This is a genomic window from uncultured Sphaerotilus sp., assembly GCF_963924895.1.
GTDB lineage: Bacteria > Pseudomonadota > Gammaproteobacteria > Burkholderiales > Burkholderiaceae_C > Sphaerotilus.
The window spans coordinates 43,986-64,435 of sequence record NZ_CAWURG010000030.1 but is presented as its reverse complement, the minus strand read 5'-3'; the positions used below and the strand labels follow the sequence as shown (position 1 = coordinate 64,435).

Below are 20,450 nucleotides of genomic sequence, written 5' to 3'. Positions count from 1 at the left end.
CACAAGATGAAATACACTTGGATGAAAGCAAAGCGTCGGGATAAAGTGGTTCTTGAACAGGATGTCGCTGAAATTCTCGATGGATTTGGCAAAAAATATAAGTTTGAATTTTAAGTATTTAACTTATTTGAAATTGCTTAGCAGCCGTTATTCTTGCATCCTGCGCATTTCCACGTTCTGAAGAGAGCGCCTACAACCGCGGGGTAAACGCATACCGCGCAAAAGACTTTGCGACAGCGAGAGTCGCGTGGTCAAAATCTGTGGCTAGCGGGGACCATTCGGCAGAAAACAACCTCGGTTATCTGCTCTATGAAGGGCTTGGCGGCCCCAAAGATCGCGCGCGCGCCGTGGAGTTGTGGCGAAATGCCGCTCAGGCGGGCCATTCCGAAGCTCAATGGCACTTGGGCCACGCATTTCAAGCCGGCGAGGCCGTTCCTCAAAGCAACGCCGAGGCCTACGCGTGGTTCAGATGCGCTATCGCAACCGCCGAGTTGCCTGGTGGCAGAAACTCGAATGTCGAAAGCGATATTTCCAAGGACGCGCACCGCTCACTGGAGCGGCTCCTGGCTTCTATTAGCAAAGAAGACTTTGAGCGCGGAGAAGTATTGGCGAAACAATACATACGCGCGTTCGCTCGGCGAAGTAAAACCTAAACAATTTCTTCAAACGGACAGTCAACAAGCTACGCCGGCAGCCTGCCGCCAAGAGATTCCGTGGGATTTTTTGGACTACCCGAATGACAATAGTCAAATTTAAAAAATTCGTCGCAAGGTCCGACAGTAGTAGTTCGCCAGCTCACCACTATTAAATACCGAGTGCGCCGTTGCGACTTATTAACGCCCAACGTCAAATACAATGATTCAAATATTAACGCTTCTCCCACTCGCCCTGATGCTCGCTCTATATGCCGTGGCGGTAAAGTCCGCGGCACGGATTCTTGGAAGAATGAATGTCTCGTGGAAACACGCATTCATGTATGTGGGCACAGTGGTATTCATGGCGATAGTTTTCAAATTAATCATCACTTTCGCAGGCCTGCACGTCCCCTTGGTCATGGCGCTCTTGATCAGCCTTCTTCTACAAGCCGTCACTGGTGGGTGGTTCTTTGCCAACCGGGCAACAACACGTGATGGTCAGGCAATCGGTCGCCTCGGGGGCGTTCCTTTGTCAGTAACCGCGTTCTTGCTAGTGACCCTCGTCGCCTTTCTGTTCATGGTGTTCAGTCACGCGCTTCCGCCCGACGCACCCTGACGCCACCGTCAAGTGGCCATGAAATATCAGAACCATTGACTCTCCCCCAGTCAAGTCAAATCCCCTTATCGAGAATCCCCAATGGACCACCCGGCCGCAGAAACTGCGCCTTCCCCCGCCACACCGCCCCCCGACAGCCGCGCCCCGGAAACCACCGCCGACCTCGACACCGCCCTGACCTGCCTGGTGATGATCGCCCGCTTCCACGGCATCGCCGCGGACCCGGCGCAGATCGCCCATGAACACAAGGCGCCGGGCGCAAAAATGGACACGCCCGGGCTGCTGTTGGCGAGCCGGGCGCTCCAGCTGCACGCCCGCAGCGTGCGCCCCCGGCCCGAGCGGCTGGCGACCACGCCGCTGCCGGCCATCGGCATCGGCCCGTATGGCGAGTGCTTCATCCTGGCGCGGGTCGATGGCGACCGCGTGCTGATCCAGTCGCCCGCCGTCGGCCACCCGGAGACGCTGACGCTGGACGCCCTCGCCGCCCGCTGGACCGGCGAGCTGGTGCTGTTCACCTCGCGCGCCTCGCTGCTCGGCGAGCTGGGCAAGTTCGATTTCAGCTGGTTCATCCCGGCGGTGGTCAAGTACCGGCGCCTGCTGCTGGAGGTGCTGGCGGTCAGCTTCGTGCTGCAGCTCTTCGCGCTGATCACGCCGCTGTTCTTCCAGGTGGTGATGGACAAGGTGCTGGTGCACCGCGGTTTCACGACGCTGGACGTGATCGCCGTCGGGCTGGTGGTGGTGATCGTGTTCGAGATCGCGCTGACCGCGCTGCGCAGCTACGTCTTCGCGCACACCACCAGCCGCATCGACGTGGAACTCGGCGCCCGGCTGTTCCGGCACCTGCTCGCGCTGCCGCTGTCCTACTTCCAGGCACGGCGCGCCGGCGACTCGGTGGCGCGGGTGCGCGAGCTGGAGAACATCCGCGCCTTCCTGACCGGCAATGCGCTGACGCTGGTGCTGGACCTGCTGTTCTCGGTCGTGTTCCTCGCGGTGATGTGGCGCTACAGCCCGGCGCTCACCGGCGTCGTGCTGGTCTCGCTGCCCTGTTATCTCCTCGTCTCGCTCGGCTTCACGCCGCTGCTGCGCACCCGCCTGAACGAGAAGTTCAACCGCGGCGCGGAGAACCAGGCCTTCCTCGTCGAGACCCTCGGCGGCATCGACACCGTCAAGTCGATGGCGGTCGAGCCGCAGTGGACCCGCCAGTGGGACCAGCAGCTCGCCGCCTACGTCTCGGCCGGTTTCCGCACAGCCACGCTCGGCACGCTCGCCAACAGCAGCGTGCAGCTCATCAGCAAGCTGGTGACGGTGGCGACCATCTACCTCGGCGCCCGGCTGGTGATCGGCGGCGAGCTGAGCGTGGGCGAGCTGATCGCGTTCAACATGCTGGCCGCGCAGGTGGCGCAGCCGGTGATGCGGCTGGCGCAGATGTGGACCGATTTCCAGCAGACCGGCCTGTCGGTGCAGCGCCTGGGCGACATCCTCAACACCCGCACCGAGATCGCTGGCGCCCGCAGCACGCTGCCGCCGATCCGCGGCCAGATCGACTTCGACCAGGTCCACTTCCGCTACCGGCCGGACGGGCAGGACGTGCTGCGCCAGGTCAGCCTGCGCATCGGCGCGGGCGAGGTGATCGGCATCGTCGGCCGCTCCGGCTCGGGCAAGAGCACGCTGACGCGGCTGGTGCAGCGCCTGTATGTGCCCGAGCGCGGGCGGGTGCTGGTGGACGGCGTCGATCTGGCGCTGGTGGACTCGACCTCGCTGCGGCGCCAGATCGGCGTGGTGCTGCAGGAGAACGTGCTGTTCAGCCGCAGCATCCGCGACAACATCGCGCTGGCCGATCCCGGCGCGCCGCTGGAGGTCGTGATGCAGGCGGCCCGGCTGGCCGGCGCGCACGAGTTCATCACCGAGCTGCCCGAGGGCTACGACACGCTGGTCGGCGAACACGGCTCGTCGCTGTCCGGCGGCCAGCGCCAGCGCATCGCCATCGCGCGGGCGCTGATCACCAATCCGCGCATCCTCATCTTCGACGAGGCCACCAGCGCGCTCGACTACGAGAGCGAGCGCATCGTCCAGCAGAACATGCGCGCCATCTGCCAGGGCCGCACGGTGATCATCATTGCCCACCGCCTGTCCGCCGTGCGCGAGGCACACCGCATCCTCGCGATGGACCGCGGCCAGATCGTCGAAGCCGGCACCCATGCCGAGTTGCTGGCCCGCCCCAAGGGCCTGTACGCCTACCTCCACCGCCTCCAGCAGAGCTGACGGACCCCCATCCCATGACCACTTCCACGCTGAAATGGCGCGGCCAGGCACTGGCCGATCTGCTGCGCCGCTACGCCGCCGTGTTCGGCCTCGCCTGGTCGCAGCGCCACACGCTCGACCCGGTGCCGCGCCTGCCGCACGAGGCGGAGTTCCTGCCGGCGGCGCTCGCGCTGCAGGAGACGCCGCTGTCGCCCGCGCCGCGGGTGGCGATGTGGAGCATCGTCGCCTTCGTGGCGCTCGCGCTGGGCTGGGCGACGGTCGGGCGCATCGACGTGGTCGCGACCGCGTCCGGCAAGGTCGTGGCGCAGGTGGGCAGCAAGGTGGTGCAGCCGATCGAGACGGCCACCGTGCGCGCCATCCTCGTGCAGGAGGGCCAGACGGTGCACGCCGGGCAGGTGCTGATCGAGCTGGACGCCAGCGTCGCGCAGGCCGACCGCACGCGGCTGGCGGGCGAACTCGCCGATGCGCGGCTGCAGGCGGTCCGCGCACAGGCGCTGCTGGCGGCCATCGACAGCGGGCAGGCGCCCCGGCTGGCGGGCGGTGTGTCCCTGCCCGCCGACCGGCTGCAGGCCGCGCAACGCCTGCTGACCAGCCAGCACCAGGAGTACCTCGCCCGCCAGCGCCGCATCGACGCCGAACTGGCCCGCGCCGACGCCGAGCGGCAATCCACCGTGGAAGCGGTGCGCAAGCTCGAAGCCACCCTGCCGATGGCCGAGCGCCGCGCGCAGGACTTCAAGGACCTCGCCGACGAGAACTTCATCTCCCGCCACGGCTACCAGGACCGCGAACAGGCCCGCGTCGAAAAGACCGCCGACCTCGCGACGCTGCGCAGCCGCCTGGCCGAGATCGACGCGGGCCGGCGCGCGACCGTCGACCAGAAACACGAACTCGCCACCCAGACCCGCCGCACCGCGCTGGACAGCGTCAACGAAGGCACGCAGCGCGCAGCCTCGCTGGAGCAGGAACTCGCCAAGGCCGACAGCCACGGCCGCCAGATGCAGCTCACCGCGCCGGTCGACGGCACGGTGCAGCAGCTCGCGGTGCGCACCGTGGGCGGCGTGGTGACGCCGGCGCAGCCGCTGATGGTGATCGTGCCGACGCACGAGACGCTGGAGGTCGAGGCCATGGTCGAGAACAAGGACATCGGCTTCGTGCGGGTCGGGCAGGAAGCGGTGGTCAAGGTCGAGACCTTCCAGTACACCCGCTACGGCACCGTGCCGGGCGTCATCACCTCGGTCTCCCACGACGCCATCAGCGACGACAAGCGCGGCCTGATCTACGCCACCCGCGTCCGGCTGGACCGCAAGAGCCTCGACATCGACGGCGTGGACGTGGCCCTGACGCCGGGCATGGCCGTCACGGTCGAAGCCAAGCTCGGCACGCGGCGGGTGATGGACTATTTCCTGAGCCCGTTCCAGCGGGCGGTGGGGGAAAGTCTCAGGGAGCGTTGACATCCTCCCCGCCCTAAAGGACGGGGATTCCGGCGGACGTGATGGGTGCCGACATCCGGATCAACGGATCGCGCCCTGAACAACCGCCAGCGCCTGCTCCAGATCCGCCACCAGATCCTCCACCGCCTCCAGCCCGATGCACAGCCGCACCAGCGTCCCGCGGTACGGCGTCGCCAGCGCGCGCATCGCCTTGGGCTGGTAGGGCACGGCCAGACTCACCGGCCCGCCCCACGACCAGCCGATGCGGAACAGCCGCAGCGCGTCGACGAAGGCATCGACCTGCGCGGCGCTGTAGCGGGGATCGAACTCGACCGTGACCAGCCCGGCCGCTGCCGAACACAGCCCCGCCCAGTGCGCGTGCCCCGGTGAACCGGGCAGCGCCGGATGCAGCACCCGCACGAACTCGGCCCGCCCCGCGCACCAAGCGGCGATATGCCGCCCCGCCGCGTCCTGCGCCGCGTAGCGCAGCGCCAGCGACGGCAGGCCGCGCAGCAGCGCCTCCACATCGTTCGCGCCCACGCCCAGCCCGAGCCGGCTGTGGCACCACGCGAGCCGCTGGTGCAGCGCGTCGTCCCGGCACGCGACCGAGCCCATCAGCACGTCCGCGCCGCCGGACGGGTACTTGGTCAGCGCATGCACCGTCACGTCCACCGCCTGCCCCTCGCCGAGGTCGAAAGCGTTGAACGCGATCCCGGCGCCCCAGGTGTTGTCGAGTGCGACCACCGCCTGCGGCGCATGCACCCTCGCCTCGCGCACCAGACGGCGCAGGTCCGGGAACTCCAGCGTCACCGACCCTGGCGCCTCCAGCCAGACCAGCTTCGTCTTCGGCGACAGCGCCACCACCAGCGATACCGGGTCCATCGGGTCGTACATGCGGCAGGAGATGCCCCACTGCTTCAGCTCGTGCGCGGCAAAGCTGCGGCTCGGACCGTAGACGTTGTCCGGCAGCAGCACCTCGTCACCCGCCGACAACAGCGCCATGTCCACCAGCGTGATCGCCGACAGCCCGCTCGGGGCGAGCAGGACGTGTTTCGCGCCTTCGAGCGTGGCAAGCCGCGCCTCCAGCGTGAACGTGGTCGGCGTGCCGTGCAGGCCGTAGGTGTAGCCGCTCTTGTCGTCCCAGCGGCGCGTGCGCATCGCCGCGACGTTCGGAAAGAACACCGACGAGGCCTTGAACACCGCCGGCGGCAGCGCGTCGAACTCCGGCGGCGCCGCGTAGGGGTGGTGGATCAGGGCCGTCGCCAAGGCGTCTTTCCGGTCCGTCACAGCAGCTCGCCCACCAGGTCGTGGCCCGAGGCGCCGACGATGCGCACCCGTGCGAAGTCGCCGACCTTCATCGTCTTCGAGGCCTTGGTCGGCGGCAGGATCTTCACCGTGCCGTCGATCTCGGGCGCGTCCGCGTAGGTGCGCGCCACGCCGCCTTTCTTGCCCATCGACGGCGCGCTGTCGACCAGCACCTGCATGGTCGAGCCAACGCGGCGCTGCAGCTTGGCAGTCGACACCGATTCGGCGACGGCCATGAAGCGGGCACGGCGCTCCTCGCGCACGGCGTCCGGCAGCGCGCCTTCCAGCGCATTGGCCGGCGCGCCCTCGATCGGCGAGTAGGCGAAGCAGCCGGCGCGGTCGATCTGCGCTTCCTTCAGGAAGTCGAGCAGGTACTCGAACTCGGCTTCGGTCTCACCGGGGAAGCCAGCGATGAAGGTCGAGCGCACGACGATCTCGGGGCAGGCCTCGCGCCACTTCAGCAGCCGCTCCAGGTTGCGTTCGCCGCTCGCGGGCCGCTTCATGCGCTTGAGCACGTCGGGGTGCGCATGCTGGAATGGCACGTCCAGGTACGGCAGCACCAGCCCCTCGGCCATCAGCGGCAGGATCTCGTCGACGTGCGGGTACGGGTAGACGTAGTGCAGCCGGACCCAGGCGCCGTGCTGCTTCGCCAGCTCACCCAGTTGCGCGACGAGGTCGAGCATCTTGGTCTTCACCGGCTTGCCGTCCCAGAAGCCGGTGCGGTACTTGACGTCGACGCCGTAGGCGGAGGTGTCCTGGCTGATGACGAGCAGCTCCTTCACGCCGCCCTCGAACAGCGCACGGGCCTCGTTCAGCACATCGCCGATCGGCCGCGAGACGAGGTCGCCGCGCATCGACGGGATGATGCAGAACGAGCAGCGGTGGTTGCAGCCCTCGCTGATCTTCAGGTAGGCGTAGTGCTTCGGGGTCAGCTTGATGCCGGCGGCGGGCACGAGATCGATGAAGGGGTCGTGCGGCTTGGGCACGTGCAGGTGGACGGCGTCCATCACTTCCTGCGTCGCGTGCGGGCCGGTGACGGCGAGCACGCTGGGGTGCATCTGGCGCACGAGGTTGCCGCCGTCGCCGCCGGTCTTGGCGCCGAGGCAGCCGGTGACGATGACCTTGCCGTTGGCCGCGAGCGCTTCGCCGATGGTGTCGAGGCTTTCGCGCACGGCATCGTCGATGAAGCCGCAGGTGTTGACGATCACCAGATCAGCGCCCTGGAAGGTCTTGCTGGTGGCGTAGCCTTCGGCGCTGAGCTGGGTCAGGATCAGCTCGGAGTCGGTGAGCGCCTTCGGGCAGCCGAGCGAGACGAAGCCGATGCGCGGAGCGTGGTCTTGCATGGGGGTGTTTTGCATGGGCGACATTGTGCCGCCACCACCGCCCTCGTGCGCCGCCGCAAGGAGCAGCCCGCCCCCTTATCGGGCCTGACTGGCGGCAGCTTCCGCCGCGGTCTTCGAATAGCGCTCGGCGCCGGTGAGCTAGCGCACCCAGCTCCTGAACGGAACGATGCTTTCCGCGGTGCGCTGCACGGCGCCGATGGCAGAGTTTTCTGCCGCCTCGGTGCCGCGGTCGCTCAGCGGAGACAGGGTGATCGGGCGACCTCGGGCGCCGTCCGGTGGACACCGCCGCCACGCCCACCCTCAGACGATATGATCAAACCACGCCTGCAGCGGTCTGACCGTCCGCTTCACGACTGATCCTCTATCAAGAATCTTGTTCCGCGCCATGCCCCAGCCGCCGGGCGTTTCGCCTCGCCGGGTGAACGCCTCCGCTCCCTCCAGATCCCGCTACAGCGCCACCCTGACCGGAGGCCCGCTGATGCTGCCCGAGAGCCGGCGCATCGCGGCGCTGCGGCTGCAGTCGCCCACGCTGGCCGAGTGGCGCCAGGCGATCGGGCCGGACAACCTGCTGCAGAAGAACAGTCCCGCCACGGCCGTGCGGCTGGCCGGTCTGATCCGTGACCGGCTGGACACCCTGCCCCGTGTCGCCTGGGACATCGTCGCCACCGGCTCGCAGGAGGCCGCGACCCAGACGCTGCTGGTGGCGGCACTTTTTCACAGTGCGTTGCTGGCCGATTTCATGCACGACGTGCTCCTCGCGCACCATCGACGCTTCGACAACACCTTGTCGCGGCGGGCGTGGGAGCCATTTCTGGCGGACTGCGCAGCGCGTGACACAGGCGTCGACGTCTGGACCTCCGCGACCCGCGCCAAGCTGTGGCAGGTGATCGTGCGGATCCTGGTCGAAGCGCGCTACCTCGACGCGCCTCGGACGTTGCGCTTGCGCACGCCCGGCGTCCATCCGGACCTCGCTCGCCTGCTCAAGTCCCTGGGAGAGAACAAGATGATTGACCTGCTGGAACTGCAGCCTCTGCATGCGCGCGCATGAGCATGACCTTTGACGAGCGGCTCAACCGCATCCTGCCCCGCATCACCTCCGACGACTTCCTGCTCAACCGCGGCATGGGCAATGAAATCGGCTTCTGGATCTTCGACTACCCGCCCGAGGACGAAGTCGCAATGCGCGCCTTCGTGCGCGAGGTGATCGAGCCGGCGCTGGCGCGGCAGTCACCGCCGCTGCGCTTCAAGACCATCGACCTGTTCGCGCTGATGATCGAGGTGCTGCGCGAGCGGGGTCTGCTGGACAAGGTGATCCAGATGCAGGCCGACAAAGGTGCCGAGGCCACGCTGCCGGGCCTGCGCTCGGTGCTGCGTGAAGACAAGGTGGCTCAGCGCATCGCGGCTGAAACCGATGTCGAGACGATCGACCTGCTGATGTTGACGGGCGTCGGTGCCGCCTATCCGGTGCTGCGCAGCCACACGCTGCTGTCGGCGCTGCATCCGCTGGTGGGCAACAAGCCGGTGCTGATGTTCTTTCCGGGCAGCTACAACGGGTTCTCGCTCAGCCTGTTCGACCGGCCGATCCACCAGGACGGCGACCACTACTACCGCGCCTTCCGGCTGGTGGATTGACGCCTCCTGCAGCGGCTGCCCGCTGCGCTGGTGCCGCCGCAACACCCACACACAACAACATCCCAGGGGAGTCCACACCCATGCAGATCCGCGACCTGTTCCTCAAGCCGATCGACCGCCCGATCAACGGCGTCATCAAGGCCGACCAGCGCGACGCCGCCAGCATCTGGCAGGAACTCGACGAATACGTCCTCACGACGCAGCTCGTCGGGTATTTCCGCAAGTTCTTCGACGCCTATCTGGCAGCAGCAGACAACCCCAATGACCCGGTGCTGGCAGCGCGCATGGGCGTGTGGGTGTCGGGCTTCTTCGGCTCGGGCAAGTCGCACTTCATCAAGATCCTGTCCTACCTGCTGGAGAACCTCGAAGCGCACGACCCTGTGACGGGCACCACCCGGCGTGCCGCCAGCTTCTTCGACGCGAACAAGATCAAGGATCCGATGCTGCTGGCCGACGTGCAGCGCGCCACGCGCGGCAGCGCCGACGTGATGCTGTTCAACATCGACGCGAAGGCCACCGGGAAGTCGGAACGCGACGTGATCCTGCAAGTCTTCCTGCGCGTGTTCAACGAGCGCCTGGGCTACTCGGAGGAGCCGCACATCGCCCAGCTCGAACGCCACCTCGTGGCACAGGGCGCCTACGACACCTTCCAGGCCGAATTCCTGGCACGCAAGGGTTCCGCATGGAGCAAAGAGCGGGACTCCGTCGATTTCCTCCGTGACGATGTCGTGGCGTCGCTGGCGGTTGCGCTGGGCATGCGCGAGGAGTCCGCGGCGGCCTGGTTCGACAACGCGCGCGACAACTACAAGATCAGCATCGAGGGGCTGGCCACGCTGATCCGCGACTACCTGGAGACCCGGCCGGCGGGGCACCGCGTGGTGTTCCTGGTGGACGAGATCGGGCAGTTCATCGGCGCCAACACGCAACTGATGCTGACGCTGCAGACCATCACGGAGCAGCTCGGCACCTTGTGCAAGGGCCGCGCCTGGGTCATCGTCACCAGCCAGGAGGACATCGACGCGGCCCTCGGTGACGCCAACAAGGCGCGCAGCCAGGACTTCTCGAAGATCCAGGGCCGCTTCCACACCCGGCTGTCGCTGGCCAGCTCCAACACCGACGAGGTGATCGGCGAGCGGCTGCTGGCCAAGACCGAGGACGCGCACCGGGCCTTGCGCGGCGTGTTCGAACGCCAGAGCGACATCATCAACAACCAACTCTCCTTCGTCGGCGCGACGATGAGCCTGCGCGGCTACCGGGACGCGGCCGAGTTCGTGGCGATGTACCCGTATGCGCCCTACCAGTTCGCGCTGCTGCAGAAGGTGTTCGAGTCGATCCGCCGGGTCGGCGCCACGGGCAAGCACCTGTCGCGGGGGGAGCGCTCCCTGCTCGACGCCTTCCAGTCGGCCACGCGGCGCAATGAACTTCGGGGCATCGACGCGCTGGTGCCGCTGCAGGACTTCTATCCGTCGATCGAGAGCTTCCTGGACACCTCCGTGAAGCGCGCCATCGACCAGGCTGGTGACAACCGCGCGCTGCAGTTGCCCGGTGATCTGGACCTGCTCAAGGCGCTGTTCCTGATCCGCTACGTGGCCGAGGTGCTCAAGCCGACGCTGGACAACCTCGCCACGCTGAGCCTGGACCGCATCGACGCCGACAAGCTCGCCTTGAAGCGGCGGCTGCAGGCCAGCCTGGAGCGGCTGGAGGCGGAAAAGCTCGTGAGCCGCAATGGCGACCAGTGGTTCTTCCTGACCAATGAGGAGCGCGATGTGGCCCGCGAGATCGGCCATGTCGAGGTGTCGGCGGCGGAGAAGGCACGGCTGCTGGGCGAGATGGTGTTCGACGAGGTGCTGGCCGGGCAGACCCGCGTGCGCCACCGCGACACCAAGGGCGACTACGACTTCAACCGATTGCTGGACGGGGCGCCGTACAAGGCGGCGCACCATGTCCTGAGCGTCGAGGTGCTGACGCCGCTGGGCGACGACTACGAGCGGCTGTCGGAGAGCTACTGCCTGCTGCGCAGCGGGGAAGGCGAAGGCCGGGCGCTGATCCGGCTCGACGAGGGGCAGCGGCTGGACGTGGAGCTGACGCTGTACCTGCAGATCGAGAAGTTCGTCGAAGGGCCGAAGGCGGGCACGGCGACGCCCTCGCTGCGCAAGATCATGGCTGAGCGCAAGGACGAGAACCGCGAGCGCCGCACCCGGCTGGTCGGTCAGCTCGCCGGGCTGATGACGGGCGGCACCTTCTACGCCAAGGGCCAGTCGCTCACCAGCCGCGCCGCCAGCCCCGGCACGCTGCTCGACGAGCTGGTGAACTACCTGATCACCAACACCTTCCATAAGCTGAAACTGCTGAAGGTGCGCCAGAACGACCCGGTGGCGGAGATCCGGGCGGTGCTGGCGGCCGACGACGTGACGCAGCGCGGTCTGGCGCTGGGCGGCGAGGCGGGCAATCCGCAGGCGCTGGCCGATGTGCGTGAGTACCTGACGCTCAAGGCCCGGGACACCCGTGTGCTGCTGGCCGATGTGGTGGACCGCTACAGCGGCGTGCCGTATGGGTGGAAGCCGGACTGGGAGACGGTGCTGATCGTGGCGCGGCTGTTCATGGCCGGCGAGGTGAAGCTGATGCTCGAAGGGGCGGACCTGACGCCGGCTGCGGCGGTCGAGGTGCTGACCAAGCCGGCGCGGTTCAAGCAGGTGAGCATCCTCAAGCGCAAGCAGGCGGACGCGGGCAGCGTCAAGCGGGCACGGGAGCTGTACAAGGAGCTGTTCGCCGAGCTGGCGCGGGAGGACGCCGACGCGCTGGTGGCGGACTGGCGCGGCCAGCTCGACGGCTGGGCGCTGCGGCTGCGGCAGTTCAAGGCGCTGGCGGCGCAGAAGCACCATCCGGGGCTGAAGACACTGGAGGCCCTGCTCGCGCAGGTGCAGGCGCAGCAGGCGATCCGCGATGCCTACGAGTTCATCGAGGCGCTGCACCGGGGTCGGGACGACTGGCGCGACGCGGGCGAGGACATGGCCGACCTGGGCGCCTTCTATGAGCAGCAGTTGCCGACCTGGCGCCGGCTGCTGGAGGCGCTGGCAACCTTCGAGGACAACCGCGAAGCGCTGGCGAAGGAGACCAAGGCGGGCGAGGCGCTGAAGGCGATGGAAGCCTTGCGCGACGACGCGGCGCCGTACAGCAAGATCGCCCGCATCGAGCCGCTGGTCGCCACGGTGCAGACGGTGAACGACGCGTTGGCCGGGGCGCAGCGCGAGGCGGCGCTGGGGTCGATCGACGCGCGGATTGCGGAGGTGCAGGAGGCGCTGAACCAGATCGGTGCGGCGCCTGCGCTGTGCAACCGGGCCTTGCAGCCGCTGCAGACGCTCAAGGTAAAGGTGGCCGGGCTGGTGAGCCTGCCGCAGATCGCGTATCTGCAGGGACAGGCGGGGGATCGGCTGGACGAGGCGATGGCGGTGATCCGGCTGTCGGTGGCACCGCCGCCGCCACCGCCGCCGCCCGTGCCGGGCAAGCCGCCCGTGGTCGTTCCACCGCCGCCGGCCGCGCCCAAGGAAAGCAAGACGGTGCAGGCGTCGGCGCTGCTCAAGCGCAGCTACCTGGAGTCCGAGGCGGAGATCGACGAGTACCTCGGGCGGCTGCGGGCGAGGCTGGTGGACGTGGTGAAGGCGGGGCAGCGGGTGCGGGTGCAGTGAGGTGGGGAGGTTGGCTGACCCCGAAGCCCCCCTCCCCAACCCTCCCCCCGCTGGGGGGAGGGAGCCGGACCGGTGATGGCTGAGGACCGGGCTTCTTGCTCCTCCCCCCAGCGGGGGGAGGTTGGGAGGGGGGCCTCGGGGTCAGCCGACCAGAACGACAAACGAGACGAAAGTAGAACGACCATGAACAAGACTTCCCTGAAGCGATACGCCCCGCAGGCACGGCGTGATTTCATCCAGGCGGTGACGACGCGCTCGCAGTTGCTGGGCATCCGGTTGAACCTGGGCCGGGTGGAGGCGGAGCCGTGCGAGGTGCGCGGGGACGTGGCGATGATCGGCGGGCGGGCGTGGCCGGCGGGGGTGAAGGGGCTGCGCGAGGCGCTGGTGGAGCGGATGCGGCGCGAGGGGTATTTCTCGACGCTGGAGGCGATTGCCTACACGTGGTTCAACCGGCTGGCCGCGCTGCGCTACATGGAGCTGCACGATTACCTGGGGCATGGTCGGCGGGTGTTGTCGAACCCCGAGGGCGGGCCGCCGGAGGTGCTGGCGCACGCGATGGAGCTGGCGGAGTCGGGGGAGTTGCCGGGCTTGCGGGCAGAGCTGGTGCGGGAGCTGAAGCTGGCGAACCAGGATGGCGAGCTGTACCGGCGGGTGCTGGTGGCGCAGTGCAATGCGCTGCATGCGGCGATGCCGTTCCTGTTCGAGGCGATCGACGACGAGACGGAGCTGCTGCTGCCCGACAACCTGCTGCACAGCGATTCGGTGGTCGCCAAGCTGGTGGGCGAGATCGCGGAGGAGGACTGGGCGGAGGTGGAGGTGATCGGCTGGCTGTACCAGTTCTTCATCAGCGAGAAGAAGGACGAGGTGATCGGCAAGGTCGTCAAGAGCGAGGACATTCCGGCGGCGACGCAGTTGTTCACGCCGAACTGGATCGTGCAGTACCTGGTGCAGAACAGCGTGGGGCGGCTGTGGCTGATGGCGAATCCGTCGTCGGGGCTGGCGGCGGAGTGGCCGTATTACATCGCGCCGGCGGAGCAGACGCCGGAGGTGCAGGCGCAACTGGATGCGCTGATCCAGACGCGGATTGCGGAGGATGGCGACACGCTGAATCCGGAGTCGCTGACGGTGCTGGATCCGGCTTGTGGGTCGGGGCACATCCTGGTGGTGGCCTATGACGTGCTGAAGGCGATCTATCTGGAGCGGGGGTATCGGCTGCGGGATGTGCCGCGGTTGATTCTGGAGAAGAACCTGTACGGGCTGGACATCGACGGGCGGGCGGCGCAGTTGGCGGGGTTTGCGCTGCTGATGAAGGCGCGGGCGGACGATCGGCGCTTGTTCAGTGGCGAGGCGCCGAAGTTGAATGTGATTGCCTTGCGCGAGAGTGCGGGGTTGCCGCTGGATGAATTCGAGCGGCATCTGGGGCCGCATGGGGTGGAGCGGGCGACGTTGCGGCGGCTGCTGAACACGTTTGCGCTGACGCACACGACGGGGTCGCTGACGCGGGTTTCCAAGGAGTTGGCTAAAGAGCTGAAAGCACTGACGGCGGGTTTGTCGAAGGCGCTGGACAGTGGGGATCTGTACGCGCACGAGGCGGCCAAGGAGTTGTTGCCGCTGGTGATGCAGACAGCGATGCTGGCGATGCAGGTCGATGCGGTGGTGGCCAATCCGCCTTACATGGGCGGCAAGGGCATGAACCCGGCGCTGAAGGAATTCGCCAAGTCGAATTTCCCGGACAGCAAGGCCGATCTGTTCGCCATGTTCATGGAGCGCGGGTTTGAATGGTGCAAACCTACAGGACTTAACAATATGATAACCATGCAAAATTGGTTATTTATTTCTTCATTTGAGTCTATGCGACAAATGATAGTGGACCGTCGAAGCATATCAACCCTAATTCAAATTGGTTACAACAGTTTTCCAGAAATGAACTCAAAAGTTGCGCAGGCATCGGCAACATCCATCTTTTTCGCAAAAATTAACTATCTAGCCGGGCGATACATAAATTTAAACCTAGCACCCGAGTCATCAGACAAAAATCAAATATTTCTTAATAGATCACCATCAATGGTGCATGATGTTGCACAAGAAAAATTCAAAGATATATCAGGCACACCAATCATATATTGGATTGATGATGACCTGAGAAAAATTTTCTCGGACGCACCCAACTTGAAGTCCATTGCAGACGTAAAACAGGGGCTAGCCACAGGCGACAATGATCGCTTCATCAGATTTTGGCCCGAGGTAGAAATATCGCGAACAGGCTTAGGCTTTGGCGCTCGCGAAAATGCCAAAAACTCCAATCGCAAATGGTTCCCATATTCAAAAGGAGGATCCTTCAGGAAATGGTATGGAAACAGGGAATGGCTAGTAAACTGGGAGAATGATGGGCAAGAAATACGTTCACTATGCGACAGCAATGGAAACATACTTTCCAGATATCGTGCAGGCGATTACTACTTTAAGGAGAATATCACCTGGACATTAATATCAAACACAACAACCGGATTCCGATACGAACCAGAGGGCAACATAGTAAGCCACAAGGGGCCAGGCATTTTCGGTAAAAAAGAAACAATACTGCAGTCACTCGCACTACTTAACTCGTGCGTCGCAGAAGAATTCTTAAAAATACTTTCGCCCAATATCGGGTTTGAAATAGGGCAAGTCGGGCAAATACCGATACTACAAGCCATCGAAGCAAATATTGAGCCCATCAATATATCAAAAAATGATTGGGACGCATTCGAGATATCATGGGACTTCGCAAAATCACCCCTTCTTGATTTCGATCAAATATCTCAAAGGATTTCCATCGAGTGGGAGAAATGGAAAATTAGTTGCGTCAATCGACTGCAAAAAATAAAGGCCATCGAAGAGGAAAACAATAAAATATTCATCAATGCGTACTCTCTTCAAAAATATTTATCCCCAGACGTCACTGAAAACCAGATAACTCTAGCCCGCGCCGACCGCGAAAAAGACTGCCAGCGCCTCGTGTCGTATGCCATCGGCTGCATGATGGGCCGCTACAGCCTGGACGAACCCGGCCTGATCTACGCCCACGCCGGCAACGAAGGCTTCGACCCCACCCGATACACCCAATTCCCCGCCGACGCCGACGGCATCCTCCCGCTGACGGACACGCATTGGTTCCCCGATGACACCGCCGCCCGCGTGCGCGAGTTCGTCCGCGCCGTCTGGGGCCCGGACACCCTCGAAGAAAACCTCGCCTGGCTCGCCGAAAGCCTCGGCCAGAAAACCGGCGAAACCCCCGACGAGACCCTGCGCCGCTACCTCGCCGACAAGTTCTTCAAGGACCACCTCCAGACCTACAAGAAGCGCCCCATCTACTGGCTCTTCTCCAGCGGCAAACAAGGCGCCTTCCAGTGCCTCGTCTACCTGCACCGCTACCACGCCGGCACCCTCGCCCGCCTGCGCGCCGACTACGTCCTGCCCCTGACCAGCAAGCTGGCCGCCCGCCTCGACAGCCTCGAAGCCGACATCCGCGCCGCCAGCTCCACAGCCGCCCGCACCCGCCTCACCAAGCAGCGCGACGCCCTGCGCAAACAGCAACACGAACTGCTCGCCTACGACGAGAAATTGCGACACTACGCCGACCAGCGCATCACCCTCGACCTCGACGACGGGGTGAAGGTGAACTACGGGAAGTTCGGGGATCTGCTGGCGGAGGTGAAGGCGGTGACTGGAGGAACGGGCGATGATTGAGCGGCTTATTTTCTCGAATTTTAAATCCCTGGCGAATGTCCAGTTTCCACTCGGAAACTTCAATTGCCTCATTGGGATGAATGGCGCGGGGAAAAGCACGCTGCTCCAGGCCATCGATTTTATGTCGCAACTGATGCACGGCCGCCTGGACGACTGGCTCGCCATGCGCGATTGGGAAATAAGCGATCTCAGCTCGAACCTTCGGCTCCGCCAACCGATCGGCCTTGGAATACGATATAAAACCCAGACTGGGGACAGTATTTTCTGGCATTCCGCCCTGAACAGAAATTCGCTTCACTGCGCGACTGAAAATATTGGCATCAACGGCCAACTGGCGTTGAGCGTCAAGACGGGAACTTTGACAACGCACGCGCCGTTCACAAGCAAAAACATCGACGGCCCCATCGGCTTCACCTACCAAGGCTCGATCCTGTCCCAACTGCGCGACGACGCCCTGCCCGCGCCCATCCTCGAAATGCGCGACGCGCTGCGCAACATCCGCTCCCTCGAACTGCTGGCCCCCAACCTGATGCGCCGCCCGACCAGCAAGGCCGACAGCGAAAAGGACATCGGTGCCGGCGGTGAAAAACTCTCCGCCTTCCTCCACGGCATCAAAGGCCCCCAGCGCGACCAGCTCCTGACCCTGATCCGCCAGTTCTACCCCCAGGTCACCGACTTCAAGATCACCAGCCAGAAATCCGGCTGGAAGAAACTCAGCGTCTTCGAACAATACGGCGACCACCGCATCGAAACCGAAGCCCGTCACCTCAACGACGGCCTGCTGCGCGTGCTCGCCATCCTCGCGCAGACGACCTCGGACAGATCCCTCGTCCTGCTCGATGAAATCGAGAACGGCATCAACCAGGAAATCGTCGAACCCCTCGTGGACGCCCTGGTCGCCAGCCCGCAGCAAACCATCGTCACGACCCACAGCCCGCTGATCCTGAACTACCTGAGCGACGACACCGCCCGGCAGGCCGTGCAGTTCATCTACAAGACTCCCCAGGGCGAAACCAAGGTGCGGCGTTTTTTCGACATCCCCCGCATCAACGAGAAACTGCGCTGCATGGGTCCGGGCGATGCCTTTGTAGACACTGACCTGCGCGCCCTGACCGAGGAATGCATCGCGCTTGATGCGGCAAAGCTCCCCTCCCCGCAAATACCGGGACTTGCCGCATGAAAATCCTGCTCAGCGGTGAAGGCCCGACCGACCTCGGCGCCTGCACCAACGCCCAAGGCCGTTGCAGCGGCGCCGACCTGCGCATCGGCCCGATGGCGGTGCTGCTGTCACAGCGCATGGCTGGCCGCCTCCGCTACGACGTGATCGACTACCCCGACACCCTGGACCTGATCACCGAAACGGCACTGTGCGACTACGCCAAAACCCACGCCACCGGCCGACTGCGCCCCGCACGCAGCCAGAAGCAGGCGGCGGAAACCGGCTACTACCGTGTCAATGCCCAGGCACTCGGCCATCTGGCCGGCTGCATGGAACGCGAAACCGACCAGCCCGTGCTGCCCGTGCTGTTCCGCGACAGTGATGGCACCCGCAGCAGCCCCTCTACCCTCTGGGACGACAAGTGGCACTCCATCCGCAGCGGGTTTGCCAGCGCGGGTTTCGTGGGCGGCGTACCGATGCTGCCGAAGCCGAAATCCGAGGCATGGCTCATCGCCGCCGCGTCGCCTGCCCTGCACGACTGCGCGCCCCTCGAATCCCTGCCGGGCAACGACCGCTCGCCCAACTCGGCCAAGGAACGGCTCGACGCCACCATGGGGCGGCACCTGGCGGGGGAAGAACTCGCCGACTGGCTCCGGGAACATCCCATCGACGACGCGCAAGCGACCCGCATGGACACCATGCCCAGCTTCCGCGCATTCTCCGACGCGCTGGACGAGGCGCTGTCCGGCGTCTTGTGTGACGACTGGCGAGCGCGCCACGCCAAGAGTTGAACCCCGAGAATGGCGCATGCAGCGACCGCCCGCCCATCCCACCCCGCGCAGGAGCCCGTGATGCTTGAATCCCTCGCCATCAAGAATTTCCGCTGCCTGCAGCACTTCGAGATCGACAAACTTGGCCGCGTCAACCTGATCGTCGGCAAGAACAACGCGGGCAAGAGCACGGTGCTGGAGGCGCTCAGGATCCACGCCGGCCACGCAAACAAGGCCGTGCTCGAAAGCATTGCTCAGGCGCATGACGAAACGCTTCAGGATCTGTTCACTGGGCGGCGCTTTCCGGCGGATGACGACTGGGAACACGCCATTCAGATTGGTGACCCGCTCAACCCGGCATCCAAGCTCTGCATCCTGCATGCGCATGTCTCGGACACCGAGGAACGCACGGAGGAAAACGGCGTCTCCACTGTCCGGCGTGTCACGAAAAGGGTTCCGAAAACAGACCTTGCCCATGTCGACGGACCGCTGGAGCAGGTGCTCTACGTCGTGCAGCAAGAGCGGGCCCTGCCAACCATTTTTCTGAACCCGGACCGATTCGTGCCGGACACCTTGCTCACCGTGCCCTGCGGTGTCGTCCAGACCCAATGGATGTCCATGGACGAGCTGGCCGGCGAGTGGGACCGGATCGTGTTCACCGAGCACGAGGACATCGTCCGCCGTGCCCTGAAGATCATCACGCCCGAGTTCGAGAACCTGACCTTCGTGCGCACGGATGAAGGTGTCTCCGATCGGCTTCCAGCCCGGCAAAAATTTCAGCGCAGCGCCAAGGTCAAGCTGTCGAACTCGCCCACCCCGGTAGCGCTGAAAAGCCTCGGCGACGGCATGCTGCGCATTCTTCAGATCGCGCTCAAACTGGTCGCGGCGCGAGGCGGCTTTCTGCTGATCGACGAGTTCGAAAATGGCCTGCACTACAGCGTGCAAGAAAAAGTCTGGACCTTGCTGTTCGAGATGGCCGCGCAACTCGACATCCAGATCTTTGCGACCACGCATAGCTGGGACTGCATCGACAGCTTTTCGAAGGTGGCCCTCGCCAAGCAGGACATCGACGGCGTGCTGTTCCGCGTGGGCCGCAGCGTGCGCACCAGCGACCGAGGCCGCGTCATCGCCACCGTGTTCGATGAAGAGGCGCTTTACAGCATCACGCAGTCCGACGTGGAGGTGCGCTGATGGCAGACCTCCCGAACATTCTGGTGGTTGAAGGCGAAGCGGATCAACGGTTCTTCAAATGCCTGTGCCACCGCCTCGATCTGGCCACCACCGTGAAAGTCGCATCACCCAGGTCATTCCAGCGCGGGGCCTACAACACCAAGCAAGGTGTTTTCAACTTCCTGCCGACCCTGCTGAAACAGCTCAGTGATGGCACGATTCTTCGCTTGGGCGTGGTGGTCGATGCCGACTCGCCACCCGACGGTGGCTTTGACCGCACCCAGGCGCTGGCCACCCGCACTCTGGCCCCGTTCGGCTACAGCCTGAAAACCGCTCAGCCCACAGGACTGGTGTACGCGCACGGCGACGGTCTGGCCGACATCGGCGTCTGGGTCATGCCGGACAACCAGAACACCGGCATGCTGGAAGACTGGGCGAAACAATGCCTGCACCCGCAGGAACTCGCGCTCTTCGCACACGCACTCGAATCCGTCCGGACCTTGCCTGCACCACCCAAGTTCAAGGAATTGCAGCGCAGCAAGGTGGAAGTGGCGACCTGGCTGGCCTGGCAGTCCCGGCCTGGACATGGCCTGGACCGCGCGATCGACGATGGCTTGCTCGATCCCGACAGCCACGGTTACCGACAACTGAGCGCCTGGCTGCAGCAGGTGTTTCCGGCAGAGGATCCGGCATGAAGATTCACGCGGACTTGC

General features: G+C 64.8%; 13 protein-coding genes. 11 read left to right on the top strand and 2 right to left on the bottom strand.

Features of this window, described 5'->3' with window-relative positions:
* Window positions 1-891 precede the first annotated feature (891 nt).
* The 3 genes from AABN02_RS12255 to AABN02_RS12245 all read left to right on the top strand — a co-directional run bounded on the left by AABN02_RS12255 (window position 892) and on the right by AABN02_RS12245 (window position 4,964).
* Window positions 892-1,251 carry a hypothetical protein gene (locus AABN02_RS12255; protein WP_338415214.1) on the top strand — a complete coding sequence of 120 codons (360 nt, stop codon included), beginning with the start codon at window positions 892-894 and terminating at the stop codon, window positions 1,249-1,251.
* 81 nt (window positions 1,252-1,332) lie between these two features.
* Window positions 1,333-3,513 carry a type I secretion system permease/ATPase gene (locus AABN02_RS12250; RefSeq protein ID WP_338415213.1) on the top strand — a complete coding sequence of 727 codons (2,181 nt, stop codon included), beginning with the start codon at window positions 1,333-1,335 and terminating at the stop codon, window positions 3,511-3,513.
* A 14-nt stretch (window positions 3,514-3,527) separates the two neighbouring features.
* Complete coding sequence (locus tag AABN02_RS12245) at window positions 3,528-4,964, top strand: HlyD family type I secretion periplasmic adaptor subunit (RefSeq protein ID WP_338415212.1); 1,437 nt, start codon at window positions 3,528-3,530, stop codon at window positions 4,962-4,964.
* Window positions 4,965-5,024: 60 nt separating this feature from the next.
* Here the strand turns inward: AABN02_RS12245 and AABN02_RS12240 are convergent, their stop codons facing one another.
* Both AABN02_RS12240 and rimO read right to left on the bottom strand, forming a co-directional pair.
* Window positions 5,025-6,209: a PLP-dependent transferase gene (locus AABN02_RS12240; protein WP_338415211.1), complete on the bottom strand. Its 1,185-nt coding sequence runs from the start codon at window positions 6,207-6,209 to the stop codon at window positions 5,025-5,027.
* Between the two features lie 17 nt (window positions 6,210-6,226).
* Window positions 6,227-7,606, bottom strand: a complete 1,380-nt coding sequence (rimO, locus tag AABN02_RS12235) for a 30S ribosomal protein S12 methylthiotransferase RimO (protein ID WP_338415210.1) — start codon at window positions 7,604-7,606, stop codon at window positions 6,227-6,229.
* Window positions 7,607-8,009: 403 nt separating this feature from the next.
* On the opposite strand from rimO, the gene AABN02_RS12230 reads away from it, so the two are divergent.
* From AABN02_RS12230 to AABN02_RS12195, 8 genes are all read left to right on the top strand, one after another.
* Window positions 8,010-8,639 (top strand): DUF1819 family protein, encoded by a 630-nt coding sequence (locus AABN02_RS12230; protein WP_338415209.1) that lies wholly within the window; start codon window positions 8,010-8,012, stop codon window positions 8,637-8,639.
* Window positions 8,636-9,223: a DUF1788 domain-containing protein gene (locus AABN02_RS12225; protein ID WP_338415208.1), complete on the top strand. Its 588-nt coding sequence runs from the start codon at window positions 8,636-8,638 to the stop codon at window positions 9,221-9,223. The genes AABN02_RS12230 and AABN02_RS12225 overlap by 4 nt, the downstream gene beginning before the upstream one ends.
* An 80-nt stretch (window positions 9,224-9,303) precedes the next feature.
* Window positions 9,304-12,909 (top strand): BREX system P-loop protein BrxC, encoded by a 3,606-nt coding sequence (brxC, locus tag AABN02_RS12220; protein WP_338415207.1) that lies wholly within the window; start codon window positions 9,304-9,306, stop codon window positions 12,907-12,909.
* Window positions 12,910-13,092: 183 nt separating this feature from the next.
* Window positions 13,093-16,638 (top strand): BREX-1 system adenine-specific DNA-methyltransferase PglX, encoded by a 3,546-nt coding sequence (gene pglX / locus AABN02_RS12215; protein WP_338415206.1) that lies wholly within the window; start codon window positions 13,093-13,095, stop codon window positions 16,636-16,638.
* The gene (locus AABN02_RS12210; RefSeq protein WP_338415205.1) at window positions 16,631-17,818 is read left to right on the top strand and encodes an AAA family ATPase; all 1,188 of its coding nucleotides are present in this window, start codon (window positions 16,631-16,633) and stop codon (window positions 17,816-17,818) included. The genes pglX and AABN02_RS12210 overlap by 8 nt, the downstream gene beginning before the upstream one ends.
* Window positions 17,815-18,588 (top strand): hypothetical protein, encoded by a 774-nt coding sequence (locus tag AABN02_RS12205; RefSeq protein ID WP_338415204.1) that lies wholly within the window; start codon window positions 17,815-17,817, stop codon window positions 18,586-18,588. Before AABN02_RS12210 ends, AABN02_RS12205 begins: the two co-directional genes overlap by 4 nt.
* 60 nt (window positions 18,589-18,648) lie before the next feature.
* Window positions 18,649-19,758 carry an ATP-binding protein gene (locus AABN02_RS12200; RefSeq protein ID WP_338415203.1) on the top strand — a complete coding sequence of 370 codons (1,110 nt, stop codon included), beginning with the start codon at window positions 18,649-18,651 and terminating at the stop codon, window positions 19,756-19,758.
* Window positions 19,758-20,432: a DUF3226 domain-containing protein gene (locus AABN02_RS12195; RefSeq protein ID WP_338415202.1), complete on the top strand. Its 675-nt coding sequence runs from the start codon at window positions 19,758-19,760 to the stop codon at window positions 20,430-20,432. Before AABN02_RS12200 ends, AABN02_RS12195 begins: the two co-directional genes overlap by 1 nt.
* Window positions 20,433-20,450: the final 18 nt, after the last annotated feature.

Excerpts from the sequence above, each read along its gene's own strand:
- AABN02_RS12255 (WP_338415214.1), top strand. The coding sequence starts at position 892 with ATGCTCGCTCTATATGCCGTGGCGGTAAAGTCCGCGGCACGGATTCTT.
- AABN02_RS12250 (WP_338415213.1), top strand. The coding sequence starts at position 1,333 with ATGGACCACCCGGCCGCAGAAACTGCGCCTTCCCCCGCCACACCGCCC.
- AABN02_RS12245 (WP_338415212.1), top strand. The coding sequence starts at position 3,528 with ATGACCACTTCCACGCTGAAATGGCGCGGCCAGGCACTGGCCGATCTG.
- rimO (WP_338415210.1), bottom strand. The coding sequence starts at position 7,606 with ATGCAAAACACCCCCATGCAAGACCACGCTCCGCGCATCGGCTTCGTC.
- AABN02_RS12225 (WP_338415208.1), top strand. The coding sequence starts at position 8,636 with ATGAGCATGACCTTTGACGAGCGGCTCAACCGCATCCTGCCCCGCATC.
- brxC (WP_338415207.1), top strand. The coding sequence starts at position 9,304 with ATGCAGATCCGCGACCTGTTCCTCAAGCCGATCGACCGCCCGATCAAC.
- pglX (WP_338415206.1), top strand. The coding sequence starts at position 13,093 with ATGAACAAGACTTCCCTGAAGCGATACGCCCCGCAGGCACGGCGTGAT.
- AABN02_RS12210 (WP_338415205.1), top strand. The coding sequence starts at position 16,631 with ATGATTGAGCGGCTTATTTTCTCGAATTTTAAATCCCTGGCGAATGTC.
- AABN02_RS12205 (WP_338415204.1), top strand. The coding sequence starts at position 17,815 with ATGAAAATCCTGCTCAGCGGTGAAGGCCCGACCGACCTCGGCGCCTGC.
- AABN02_RS12200 (WP_338415203.1), top strand. The coding sequence starts at position 18,649 with ATGCTTGAATCCCTCGCCATCAAGAATTTCCGCTGCCTGCAGCACTTC.
- AABN02_RS12195 (WP_338415202.1), top strand. The coding sequence starts at position 19,758 with ATGGCAGACCTCCCGAACATTCTGGTGGTTGAAGGCGAAGCGGATCAA.